The 11,960-nt window shown below is 71.7% G+C and carries 9 protein-coding genes; 7 read left to right on the top strand and 2 right to left on the bottom strand.

Annotated features, from left to right (window positions below; translation table 11 throughout):
• Window positions 1–5: 5 nt before the first annotated feature.
• Entirely contained in the window at window positions 6–1,112 is a 1,107-nt protein-coding gene (locus tag E5082_RS28780) for a PP2C family protein-serine/threonine phosphatase (protein WP_167514168.1), read from the top strand.
• 116 nt (window positions 1,113–1,228) lie between these two features.
• Window positions 1,229–2,458 carry a serine hydrolase domain-containing protein gene (locus tag E5082_RS28775; RefSeq protein WP_135794180.1) on the top strand — a complete coding sequence of 410 codons (1,230 nt, stop codon included), beginning with the start codon at window positions 1,229–1,231 and terminating at the stop codon, window positions 2,456–2,458.
• Window positions 2,459–2,602: 144 nt separating this feature from the next.
• On the opposite strand, the gene E5082_RS28770 is transcribed toward E5082_RS28775, so the two are convergent.
• Window positions 2,603–4,132, bottom strand: a complete 1,530-nt coding sequence (locus E5082_RS28770) for a helix-turn-helix domain-containing protein (protein WP_135794179.1) — start codon at window positions 4,130–4,132, stop codon at window positions 2,603–2,605.
• Window positions 4,133–4,393: 261 nt separating this feature from the next.
• On the opposite strand from E5082_RS28770, the gene E5082_RS28765 reads away from it, so the two are divergent.
• The 3 genes from E5082_RS28765 to E5082_RS28755 all read left to right on the top strand — a co-directional run bounded on the left by E5082_RS28765 (window position 4,394) and on the right by E5082_RS28755 (window position 7,126).
• Entirely contained in the window at window positions 4,394–5,014 is a 621-nt protein-coding gene (locus E5082_RS28765) for an L-threonylcarbamoyladenylate synthase (protein ID WP_167514167.1), read from the top strand.
• A gap of 23 nt (window positions 5,015–5,037) precedes the next feature.
• Window positions 5,038–5,793, top strand: coding sequence for a dienelactone hydrolase family protein (locus tag E5082_RS28760; RefSeq protein ID WP_135794178.1), 756 nt, complete (start codon window positions 5,038–5,040; stop codon window positions 5,791–5,793).
• Between the two features lie 136 nt (window positions 5,794–5,929).
• Complete coding sequence (locus E5082_RS28755) at window positions 5,930–7,126, top strand: glycoside hydrolase family 64 protein (RefSeq protein WP_135794177.1); 1,197 nt, start codon at window positions 5,930–5,932, stop codon at window positions 7,124–7,126.
• Between the two features lie 64 nt (window positions 7,127–7,190).
• Here E5082_RS28755 and E5082_RS28750 read toward each other — a convergent pair whose 3' ends face one another.
• Entirely contained in the window at window positions 7,191–9,596 is a 2,406-nt protein-coding gene (locus E5082_RS28750) for a M4 family metallopeptidase (protein ID WP_135794176.1), read from the bottom strand.
• Between the two features lie 331 nt (window positions 9,597–9,927).
• Between E5082_RS28750 and E5082_RS28745 the strand changes: the two genes are divergently transcribed.
• On the top strand, window positions 9,928–11,289 hold the full coding sequence (locus E5082_RS28745) for a sensor histidine kinase (RefSeq protein ID WP_135794175.1): 1,362 nt from the start codon (window positions 9,928–9,930) through the stop codon (window positions 11,287–11,289).
• Window positions 11,286–11,951 carry a response regulator gene (locus E5082_RS28740; RefSeq protein ID WP_135794174.1) on the top strand — a complete coding sequence of 222 codons (666 nt, stop codon included), beginning with the start codon at window positions 11,286–11,288 and terminating at the stop codon, window positions 11,949–11,951. The genes E5082_RS28745 and E5082_RS28740 overlap by 4 nt, the downstream gene beginning before the upstream one ends.
• Window positions 11,952–11,960 lie beyond the last annotated feature (9 nt).

Below are 11,960 nucleotides of genomic sequence, written 5' to 3'. Positions count from 1 at the left end.
GGCGTGTGAGGTCGCTGCGTGGCTGGTCACCGGGGCGAGCGCGGGAGCGGCGCGGCTGGCTGCGGGGCGCTCCCCCGCCGCCGTGGGTCCGGGTGCTTCCGGTGCTGCTGCTGATCGCGGTCACGCTCGCCACCCTCGTCACCCCGCACGCCAGCGATCTGGGCTTCCTGCTCGGCGCGATCCCGCCGCTCGCGGTCCTGTCGTACGGGCCGCTGGCCACCGCGGTGCTGGGCGCGCTGGCGACCGTGTCGCTGGTGCTGCCGGTGACCCACCTCGACCGGCCGGGCGACACCGACCTGCTGACCATCGTCTTCGTGGCCGTGCTGAGCGTGTTCGTGTCCTACGTACGCAGCCGCCGGGACGCCCAGTTGGACACCGAGCGGGAGGTGGGCGAGGCGGTGCAGCGGGCGGTGATGCCGCCGCTGCCGGAGCGGGTCGGGGACCTTCGGTGCGTGGGGTTCAGCCGGGCCGCGCAGGACGGGACGCTGCTGGGCGGGGACTTCTTCGACGTCCGGGACGGCCCCTACGGGGTGCGGGCGGTGATGGGGGACGTCCAGGGGCACGGCCTGTCGGCGGTGCGGACGGTGGTGGCGCTGCTGGGCGCGTTCCGCGAGGCGGCGCTGGACCAGCGGGCGCTGGAGGCGGTGGCCGCCCGGATGGACCGCCGGCTGGTGGCGGACTCGTCCGGAGTCCGGCACGCGGAGCTGTTCGCCACGGCGGTGCTGCTGGAGTTCTCCGCCGACAGCCGGACGGTACGGGTGGTGGCCTGCGGGCACCCACCGCCGGTGCTGCTGCGCGCGGGAGGGGCGCGGGAGCTGACGGTCGCGCCGGGCCCGCCGCTGGGCATCGGCCTCCTCGGGGTCGAGCCGCCGAAGGAGGCCACGGTGACGCTGAATCCGGGCGACCGCCTGCTGATCGCCACCGACGGCCTGTGGGAGGCGCGGGACGCGTCCGGCCGTTTCTACCCGATGCCCGAACGCCTGGCCGCCCTCGCGGACACCGGCACCGCCGCGCTCCCGGACGCGCTCTGGGAGGACGTACGCCACCTCGGCCACCGCGTGGACGACGACGCGAGCGTGCTGGTCCTGGCCCCGGAGCAGTCGCCCCGCTGAGTACCGGCGCTCACCCGAACGGCCGACGGGCGAGGCGGAAGGAGCGCTCCTATCCTGAGAGCCCGGGGCGTCAGCCCCGCCCGCAGCTCCGGCTCTCATGTGCTTGGAGTCAGCCCATGCCCCGTTCCCCAGCACGCCTGCGCCGGAGGCTGGCCGTCGCGGCCGCTCTCGGCGCACTCGTCGCCCCACTCACCGCGGCCCCCTCCCTGGCGGCGCCGCCCGCCGCGGATTCCCCGAGCCCCTCCCCCACGGGCCCCGACGTACAGGCCCTCACGCCCGAGGTGAACCGGCAGATCGACGACGCCGTACAGCGGGTGATGCGCGAGGCGAACGTCCCCGGTGTCACGGTCGGGATCTGGACCCCCGACAAGGGGAACTACGTCCGCTCCTTCGGTGTCGCCGACAAGAGCAGCAAGCGCCCGATGTCCCCGGATCTGTACATGCGGATCGGCAGCGAGACCAAGACGTTCACCGTCACCGCGCTGCTGCAACTGGTCGACCAGGGCAAGGTGGAACTGGACGACCCGATCGGCCGGTACATCGACGGCGTGCCGAACGGCGACAAGATCTCCCTGCGCCAGCTCGCCGACATGCGCAGCGGGCTGTTCAACTACTCGGAGGACCCGGACTTCTTCAAGGCGCTCACCTCGGACCCGCAACGCTCCTTCACGCCGCAGCAGTTGCTGGACTACGCCTTCAGGCATCCGGTGCGGTTCCAGCCGGGCGCGAAGTTCGAGTACTCCAACACCAATCTGATCCTGCTCGGCCTGGTCGTGGAGCAGCAGAGCGGGCAGGGGCTCGGGGACTACATCCAGCAGCATGTGCTGGACCCGGCCGGGATGAAGCACACCTCGTTCCCCGAGGGCAGCGAGTTCCCGAAGCCGCACGCGCAGGGGTACACCAACCAGACGGCGGACGGGAAGGTCGCGGAGACGGCCGGCTGGAACCCGTCCTGGGGCTGGGCGGCCGGCGCGATGGTCTCGAACCTGGAGGACATGCGGGTATGGTCCCGCACGGTGGCCACCGGGCGGTTCCCGGACGGCGAGCGGATGATCACCCCCGCCACGCAGCGCCAGCGCCTGCTCACCCTGCCCACCGGCTACCCCGGCGCGGGCTACGGCCTGGGCATCTTCAATGTGCACGGCTGGATCGGCCACAACGGCTCACTGCCGGGGTACGAGTCGCTGACGGTGTACCTGCCCTCGGCGCGCACCTCGCTGGTGGTGCTGCTGAACACCGACATCGCGCACGACGGCCAGGAGCCGAGCACCCTGTTCGGGCAGGCCGTCACCCAGGTCATCTCCCCCGGCCACGTCTACGACCTGCCCGCGCAGAACCGGCACTGAGCCCGCGCCCGGGCCGGGGCGCGGGCATGCCAAAGGGGTACGACCGGCCCCCCGCTCCGGTCGTACCCCCGCTGGACTGCCGAACTTAACCGGGCGGCCTGGCGGTGGCCATCGCAGCGGTGCCCGGTCGGTGCCGCTGAGGACTCACCCGTGCACAGGTGCGTCCGCTTGGTCCCCGTTCGCTCCGGCTTCGGGGGCGGCGAGGCTGCCGTCCGCGAGATGGGCGAGAACCACCTCGTACAGGTCGCTGCCGCCCGCGAGGAGCTGGCGTTCCAGGACGGGTTCGGCGGCGCGGACGTGTTCACGGACCGTCTGGGCGTGCACGCCCCGCTGTTTCGCGGCCCGTTCGGCATTGCCGCCGGCCGAGATCCAGGCGCTCAGGGTGGCGCGCAGATCGCGACCGTCGCCGTCCAGCCGGCCGAGCAGGTCGCGGGCCCAGTCGCGCAGCGGGGCGGAGTCGAGCAGGTCGGTGAAGCGCGGCCCGGTGTGCGGGGCCGTTCCGGGGTCGTAGGGGCCGTGTGCCGCCTCGGTGAGGAGGGCGAGGCGGACGGCGGTGCGGGTGGTGAGGTCGGTCAGGTCGGTGTCCAGCAGGGTCTGCAGCCGGTCCATGCGGGCGCGGACGGTGTTGCGGCTGACGCCGAGCACCTTGGCGGCGCTGACCGCGGTGAAGTCCAGGCCCAGCCGGGTGGTGGCCAGCAGCTCGGCGCGGGTGTGGTGGGGCAGGGTGTCCAGCGGGCGCAGGGTGCGGGCGGACCAGGTGCGCAGCGCGGCCGGGTCCAGCAGGCGTTCGGGGTGGGTGCGTTCGGCGTAGACGGCGCTGCGGCCGGGGCTGAACCGGGCGACGGCGAGGGCACTGACGGCCTGTCCGTAGGCGGTGGCGGTCCGGGCGAGCCGCTGGTGCAGGCTGCCGCCGAGATAGGTGTCCGGGCGGTCGGCGACGAGGGCACGCAGCCTCTCCCCCGGCGCCGAGGCGGGGCTGACGACGATGACATGTCCGTCCACGGCGGGGCAGCGTACGACCAGCGCGCGGCCCTCGGTGACGTCCGTGCACTCCTCGGCGAGGGCGTCCCGTCCGGCTGGCGAGCCCTCGACGACGTAGAGGCGGGCGGTGTCCTGTTCGAGCAGACCGGGCCAGAGTCCGGCGGTGACGCGGCGGGCGGAGACCACGTCCTCCACCATGAGCAGTTGCAGGACGGCCAGGCGCAGGTCGGCGGAGGCACGGCGCAACCGGCGTGCGGAGCGGGCGAGTTCGCCCTCCCTCAGCAGCAGTCCGAGGACCGTCGCGGTGCGGTGGACGATCTCGGCGGCGCGCCGGTCGAAGGGCTCGGGCCGGGCCACGGTGAGCACGGCACCGGCCGCGCGGCCGGGTCCGGGGTGGCGGATGCCGACCACGTGGACATGGCGTCCGCCGTCCTCCAGGGCGGCGGCGGAGATCCGCCCGGTGGCCACGTCGGCGCGGACGGCCGTATCGGCGGGGAGGGGGTCACCGGCGAGGAGCCGGCCGTCGGCGTCCTCGAGGCAGGCGGTGGCGTGGACGGTGCGGGCGAGCCAGGCGAGGACCCGGCGCGGGTGCCGGACCGCGGGCCGCAACTGGTCGAGCAGCTCTTCCGCCCAGGTGGCGGCGGTGTCGTGCGGCGGTCGGGCGTGGGTGCCCTCGCCGGCTCGGGCGGCCACGTGGTGCACCTCGTCCCCGTCTCGGCCTCGGCGTCGGACGGCCGACGTTACCCGACACCCCCGCCGCGCGTCGCCGGGGGAATGCGGGCAAGGCTCCGCCGGTGGCCTGGGGGGCCTTGGCCACCGGCGGAGACGGCGGGGCCCGGAGCTGGGGGGGAGTGCTCCGGGTGCCTCGACGTGCGGATGCCCCGGTCCGCGCGTCCTACGCCTGGCCGGGTGGTGGTGCGCGAGTGACGGTTGGGAACGGCTTAAGCTCGGCGGATGGCCAAGTACTTCGACGTGCACCCCGACAACCCGCAGCCCCGCGCCGTGGCGCAGATCGCGGACGCGGTCCGGTCGGGGTCGCTCATCGCTTATCCCACGGACTCGTGCTATGCGCTCGGCTGCAAGCTGGGCAGCAAGGAGGGCATGGAGCGCATCCGCTCCATCCGCAAGCTGGACGACCGGCACCACTTCACCCTGATGTGCCAGAACTTCGCGCAGCTCGGCCAGTTCGTCCGCATCGACAACGACGTGTTCCGCGCGGTGAAGGCGGCGACGCCCGGCAGCTACACCTTCATCCTGCCGGCCACCCGCGAGGTACCGCGCATGCTGCTGCACCCGAAGAAGCGGACCGTGGGTGTGCGCATCCCCGACCATGTGGTGACCCAGGCGCTGCTGGCCGAGCTGGGCGAGCCGCTGGTCTCCAGCACGCTGCTGCTCCCGGACGAGGAGGAACCGCTGACCCAGGGCTGGGAGATCAAGGACCGGCTCGACCACGTGGTGGACGTGGTGGTGGACTCCGGCGAGTGCGGCACCGAGCCGACCACGGTGGTGGACTTCTCCAGCGGCGAGGCGGAGATCGTGCGGGTGGGGGCGGGCGACCCCGCGCGGTTCGAGTAGTCCGACAGGGAAGCGTGCTGATCATGACCGACGTACAGGGAACGACCGTCACCATCCCCACGCGGGACGGTGACGCCGACGCCTATCTCACCCACCCCGCCGACGGACGGCCGTATCCCGGAGTCCTCTTCTACCAGGACGCCTACGGGCTGCGGCCCTGGCTGAAGGGGATGGCCGACCGGCTCGCCGCCGAGGGGTACACGGTGCTCGTGCCCAACGTGTTCTACCGGGAGGGCACGGCGCCGGTGGTGGAGCTGCCCGAGTTCATCGACCCCGGGTCCGACCCGACGATCTGGGAGCGGCTCGGCCCGCTGGTGCACTCGCTCACCCCCGAGCAGGCGGAGGTGGACGCGGACGCGTTCCTGGGCTGGCTGGAGCAGTCCCCGCTGGTCGCGGCCGGGCCGGTGGCGGTGACCGGGTACTGCATGGGCGCCCGGCTCGCGCTGCGCGCGGCGGCCACGCATCCCGAGCAGGTGGCGGCGGCCGCCGGGTTCCACGGCGGCAACCTGGCCACCGAGGACCCGGACAGCCCGCACCTGGGCGCCGACCGCATCACGGCCGAGCTGTACTTCGGTCACGCCGACCAGGACGCCTCGATGCCCCCGGAGCAGATGCGCCGCCTGGACGACGCCCTGACGGCCGCCGGGGTGCGCCACACCAGCGAGGTCTACGAGGGCGCACCGCACGGCTACACCCAGAAGGACACCTCGTCCTACGACGCGGCGGCCGAGGAGCGTCACTGGGCGGCGCTCAACTCCCTTCTCCGGCGCACTTTCTGAACGTCTGCTCACGTCACGGAACGTGTTCGGTTCAACTGATTGACACGTCCGCGACACACAAGCACTCTGAGAGCGCTCTCAAAAAGGTACGGACCAGTATCCGTGCCGCCCCGAACCCCCACACGGAGGTGGAGAGTTGACTCGAAGAATCGCTCGTTCCGCGCTGTCGGCCACGGCCACGGCCGCCCTGGTCGGCTCGGTGCTGACGTTCGGCGCCGCCGGCCAGGCCAGTGCCGCCGTGCCGGACACGATCCCGCTCCAGATCACCAACAACTCGGACCGCTCCGAGCCGGTGTACATCTACGACCTCGGCACCCAGTTGTCCTCCGGGCGGCAGGGCTGGGCCGACGCGGGCGGCAGCTTCCACGCCTGGCCCGCGGGCGGCAACCCGCCGACCCCGGCGCCGGACGCGGCCATCGCCGGGCCCGGTCCGGGCCAGTCGACGACCATCCGGATACCGAAGTTCTCCGGCCGGATCTACTTCTCCTACGGCCGCAAGCTGGATTTCCGGCTCACCACCGGCGGCCTGGTGCAGCCGGCCGTGCAGAACCCCTCGGACCCCAACCGGGACATCCTGTTCAGCTGGTCCGAGTACACGCTGAACGACGCCGGGCTCTGGCTCAACAGCACCCAGGTCGACATGTACTCGGCGCCCTACGCGGTCGGCGTGAAGCGCGGCAACGGCCAGGTCGCCACCACCGGGCACCTGAAGCCGGGCGGCTACTCGGCCGTCATGAACTCGCTGCGCAGCAAGTCGGGTTGGTCGGGCCTCGTGCAGACCCGCTCGGACGGCACCGTGCTGCGCGCCCTCTCCCCGCTGTACGGCGTGGAGACCGGGGCGCTCCCCGCCAACGTCATGGACGACTACGTCAACCGGGTCTGGTCCAAGTACTCCTCGCAGACCCTGACCGTGACGCCGTTCAGCGACCAGCCGAACACCAAGTACTTCGGCCGGGTCTCGGGCAACGTCATGAACTTCACCAATTCCTCCGGCGCGGTGGTGACCAGCTTCCAGAAGCCGGACGCCTCCAGCATCTTCGGCTGCCACAAGCTGCTGGACGCGCCCAACGACCAGGTGCGCGGCCCCATCTCCCGCACCCTGTGCGCCGGTTACAACCGCTCTACGCTGCTGAGCAACCCCAACCAGCCGGACAGCTCCGACGCCGGCTTCTACCAGGACGGGGTCACCAACCAGTACGCGAAGGCCGTCCACGCCCAGATGGCCGACGGCAAGGCGTACGCCTTCGCCTTCGACGACGTCGGCAACCACGAGTCGCTGGTCAACGACGGCAACCCGCAGCAGGCGTACCTCACGCTGGACCCGCTGAACTGACGGGGAACGCGAAGGGTCCCGCACACCCCGTGTGCGGGACCCTTGTCGTGCGGGGAGGCGCGGATCAGCCGGTCGTCAGGGCGGTGTCGTCGATGACGAAGCTGGTCTGGAGCGAGGAGTCCTCGACCCCGGTGAACTTCAGGCTGACCGTCGAGCCCGCCAGCGAGGACAGGTCGATGGTCTTCTGGACGTACCCCGTGGCCTTGTTGAGGTTGGAGTAGGTCGCCAGGGTGGTCGAACCGGCGGTGAGCGTCAGCTTGTCGTACTGGGTGCTGGTGGTGGTCTCCGCCGAGTCCACGTGCAGGTAGAAGGTCAGGGTCGCCTTGCAGCCCGCGGGGATCGCGACCGACTGGGCCAGCGTGTCGGTGTGCGTGGAGCCGTAGCCGTCCAGCCATGCCTTGTACGAGCCGCCGTGGCTGGCCTGGCCGCTGTCGGTGGTGATGACGCCGCTGCTCGCGGTCCAGCCGGTGTTGCCGGACTCGAAGCCGGGGTTGGCGAGCAGCTGGGTCGCCGAGCAGCCGCCGCCGGTGGCGCTGACCGTCCAGATGAAGGCGGCCGTGCCGGTCTTGCCCGCGGAGTCGGTCACGGTGACCGTGGTGCTGGAGGAGCCCGCGCTGGTCGGCGTGCCGGAGATCAGGCCGGTGGAGGCGTTGATCGACAGCCCGGCCGGGAGCCCGGTGGCGCTGTAGCTCAGCGCACCGCTGTTGGTGCTGCTGGCCTGGATCTGGAGGCTGACCGCCTTGCCCACGGTGGCGGACTGGTTGCCGGGGTTGGTGACGGTCACCCCGCTGGCCGGCGGGTTGATGTGGCTGCCGACGTTGATCCCGGCGAAGGCGTTGCCGACGCCCGCGTACTCGGCGGAGTTGGTGCCGTACAGCGCGGCGGCCGCGTTGAGGGCGGCGGTGCGGGCGGCGGCGTAGTTGGTGCTGGACGTCATGTACGTCGTCAGCGCCTTGTACCAGATCTGGAGGGCCTTGTCCCGGCCGATGCCAGTGACCGCGACGCCGTCCGAGGTCGGGCTGTTGTAGGTGACGCCGTTGATGACCTTGGTGCCGCTGCCCTCGGAGAGCAGGTAGAACATGTGGTTCGCAGGGCCCGAGGAGTAGTGCACGTCGAGGCCGCCGAGGCTGGAGGACCAACTGTCCTTGGACGCGCCGTCCTTGCTCGGCTTGTCCATGTAACGCAGCGGCGAGCCGTCGCCGTTGATGTCGATCTTCTCGCCGATGAGGTAGTCACCGGGGTCGGTGGTGTTGTTCGCGTAGAACTCCACCCCGGTGCCGAAGATGTCGGAGGTCGCCTCGTTCAGGCCGCCGGATTCCCCGGTGTAGTTGAGCCCGGCGGTGTTGGAGGTGACGCCGTGGCTCATCTCGTGGCCGGCGACGTCCAGCGAGGTGAGGGCGTGGGTGTTGCTCGTGCCGTCGCCGTAGGTCATGCAGAAGCAGGAGTCGTCCCAGAAGGCGTTGACGTAGGCGTTGCTGTAGTGGACGCGGCTGTAGGCGGCGACGCCGTCGTTGCGTATGCCGCTGCGCCCGAAGGTGTTCTTGTAGAAGTCCCAGGTCTCCTGGGCGCCGTAGGCGGCGTCGGCCGCGGCGGTCTGGGTGTCCGAGCCCGCCCCGGAGCCCCACACGTCGTCGGCGTCGGTGAACAGGGTGCCGGTGCCGGACGTGCCCTTGTTCAGGTTGTACGTCTTGTGGCCGCCGCGCGTGGTGTCGTAGAGCTGGTACGTGGACCCGGACAGCGTGGTGTTGAGGCTGACCGTGCCGCTGTACTGGGTCTTGCCGGTGCCGGTCTGCACCGCCTGGTAGCGGTACAGCTCCTTGCCGGTCCTGGCGTCGGTGATGACGTGCAGCTTGCTCGGGGTGCCGTCGTCCTGGAAGCCGCCGATCACGGACTCCCAGGCGAGCGTCGGCGTGCCGGAGCCGGCCCAGATCACCTTGCGCGCGCTGTCGGCGGCGGGCTTCTCCGCCTTCAGGGCCTTGGCGGCCTTGAGCGCCGTCGACTGCGCGGCGGACTTGGTGACGGCCGGGGTGAGGGAGGCGACCTTGATGGTCCGCTTGGTGTTGAAGGTGGTGCTCACCGTGCCCTTGGCCACGGAGGCGGGCGGGGTGTGCACCACGAGGTCGCCGCCGAGGACCGGCAGGCCCGCGTAGGTGCGCTCGTAACGGGTGTGCACGGTGCCGTCGTTGTCCTTGACGACGTCCCGGACGACCAGCTTCTCCTTGGCGCCGAGACCGAGGGAGCGGGCGGTGTCGTCGGTGCCCTGCTTGGCGGTCTTGACCAGCGCCGCGTGCTGGGCGGGGCTGAGCCTGGCCTCCAGGGCGCCGGTGCGCAGCGGGGCGTGGGGGGCGGCGGGCCGTGCGGCCGCGGGGGTCGCCTGGACGGCCACGGCGAGGAGCGCCGCCGTGGAGAGCAGGGCGGCTCCGACCGTGGCTCCCTTGCGGGAAAGGTGTCTGTGGGGAAGGCGTCTCACTCGTACTCCTCCTGAGAAGGGAGTGGGGAGGATGCGCGTACGGGGCGAGAATGGCACCTTGACTAGGTCATGTCACCAAGCGCCGGAACAAGCGAGGGTTTTCCCTAGGAGGCCGCCCGGGTTCCGGCGAATGAATTCAAACTCAAACCTCGCTGTGTAAAACCTTTTTGACAGGCAGACAAAGAAATAGCCATGACTGTCCGCATTCCGGAGCGCCGGTTTTCCCGGAGCGGGACTCAGGCGGGTGCCCCGCCTCCCCCCTGAGACGGACCCCCGAGAACCCCCCTGAGAGGGGACGACCGCACCCCGCTCTGGGCCTACCGTCTCTTCCGTGACCGATACGACGCACACCCAGCCGATACCGCCGGGCCGGCCCGCGCGGCAGCGCAGCCCGGAGTTCCGGTTCGCCGCGGACGCCCTGGGCGGGCTGCGGCAGGACCTGTTCCACGACGCCTTCGCCTACCGCCCGCTGCCGCCCACCGAACCCGGCGGCCGCTTCACCCGGCGCGGCTCCGAGCGCCTGCGGGAGTACGGCGCCTGGGCGCCCCACGCGGTGGTGGTCGTCCTCGCCGGGCTTTCGGTGTTCGTCGCCCTGGTGTCCACGTACACCGGTGGCCTGTCCGGCCTGCTGTGCGGGCTGCTGGCCGGGGCACCGGTGCTGCTGACCCTGGTACGTCCGGCGGGAGCGTTCTGGGCTTCCCTGGCCGCCAACACGGTCGCCCTCGTGCTGGCCGGCGGCTCGTCCGGCGAATCGCCGTTCCCGCCGGGCGGCTTCGTCGGGCACCTGGCCGTGCTGACGGTCGTCGCGGCGCGCACCCGCCCCCGCACGGCCGCCTGGATGTGGCTGCTGACCGCGGCCTACGGGGTCCTCGCCGACGGCCTGTTCGGCCCGAGCGACTTCGGCTACGGGTCCGACCTGGGGCCGCTGCTGTTCTTCGCCGGCGTGTTCCTGCTGACCGTCGCGATCCGGCAGACCTTGCGGCAGGCCCGGCGGGAGGTGAGCGTCCATCAGACCGTCACCGCGCACGAACGTTCCCGGCGCACCCTGCTGGAGGAGCGCACCACCATCGCCCGCGAGCTGCACGACGTGGTCGCGCATCACATGTCGGTGGTCGCCATCCAGGCGGAGGCGGCGCCCTACCGGGTGGAGAACCCGCCGCCGGAGCTGGAGAAGGCGTTCGCCACCATCCGGGAGAACGCGGTCGCCGCCCTGACCGAGCTGCGCCGGGTCCTGGGCGTGGTCCGCGCACAGGACTACGAGGCCCCGGACGCCCCCCAGCCCACCCTCGCGGACCTGGACGCCCTGCTCGCCAACGTGCGGGACGCCGGGCTCGACGTCACCAAGACGGTGACGGGCGCGGTGCGCGAACTCCCGCAGGGTGTCGAGCTGTCGGCGTACCGGATCGTGCAGGAGGCGCTCAGCAACACCCTGCGGCACGCGCCGGGCGCGGACGCCAAGGTGGAGATCGGGTACGTGCTCGGCGGTCTGGGCCTGCGCGTGGTCAACGGGGCGCCGCCCGCGCCGGGTCTCATCAAGCCCTCCCCCGGCGCCGGTCACGGCATCACGGGCATGCGGGAACGCGTCTCCATGCTGAACGGCGAGATGACGGCATCCCCGACGGCCGAGGGCGGTTACGAGGTGGCCGTGTTCCTGCCGGTGCCGGCGGCCGCCCCGATCGAGGGTGAGGCATGACGATCCGCGTGGTGATCGCCGACGACCAGATGATGGTCCGCGAGGGCTTCTCGGTCCTGCTGAACGCGATGCCGGACATCGAGGTCGTCGGCGAGGCGGTCAACGGCCGGGAGGCCGTGGCGCGGGTACGTGAACTCGCGCCGGACGTCGTGCTGATGGACATCCGCATGCCGGAGATGAACGGCATAGAGGCGACGCGCGAGATCATCGCGGCGGACGCGACGGCGAAGGTGCTGGTGCTCACCACCTTCGATCTGGACGAGTACGTGTACCAGGCACTGCGGGCCGGGGCCTCCGGCTTCCTGCTGAAGGACGCCTCCGCGCGCCAACTCGCCGACGGTGTAAGGGTGGTGGCCTCCGGAGAGGCGCTGCTCGCGCCGACGGTCACCAAGCGGCTGATCCACGAGTTCTCCCGCCTGTCCGAGGCCCCCCGCCTGATGCCGGCCGCCCACGCGGCCTACGGCGAGCTGACCGAGCGGGAGACGGAGGTGCTGGTGCTGATCGCCCAGGGCCTGTCGAACTCCGAGATCGCCGAGCGGCTGGTGGTGGCCGACTCCACCATCAAGACCCATGTGAGCCGCATCCTGGTGAAGCTGGGCCTGCGGGACCGCACCCAGGCGGCCGTGTTCGCCTACGAGGCGCGGCTGGTCACACCGGGGTGAACCAGGGGA

Origin of the sequence: Streptomyces griseoluteus (genome assembly GCF_004784465.1) — a bacterium.
In the GTDB taxonomy this organism is placed as follows: Bacteria; Actinomycetota; Actinomycetes; order Streptomycetales; family Streptomycetaceae; genus Streptomyces; species Streptomyces griseoluteus.
The sequence above is the reverse complement of the archived record's forward strand: the minus strand, read 5'-3'. Positions and strand labels throughout refer to the sequence as shown.

What these genes read in the sequence shown, in the direction of transcription:
- E5082_RS28740 (WP_135794174.1), top strand. Translation starts at nt 11,286, where the DNA reads ATGACGATCCGCGTGGTGATCGCCGACGACCAGATGATGGTCCGCGAG.
- E5082_RS28765 (WP_167514167.1), top strand. Translation starts at nt 4,394, where the DNA reads ATGGCCAAGTACTTCGACGTGCACCCCGACAACCCGCAGCCCCGCGCC.
- E5082_RS28760 (WP_135794178.1), top strand. Translation starts at nt 5,038, where the DNA reads ATGACCGACGTACAGGGAACGACCGTCACCATCCCCACGCGGGACGGT.
- E5082_RS28775 (WP_135794180.1), top strand. Translation starts at nt 1,229, where the DNA reads ATGCCCCGTTCCCCAGCACGCCTGCGCCGGAGGCTGGCCGTCGCGGCC.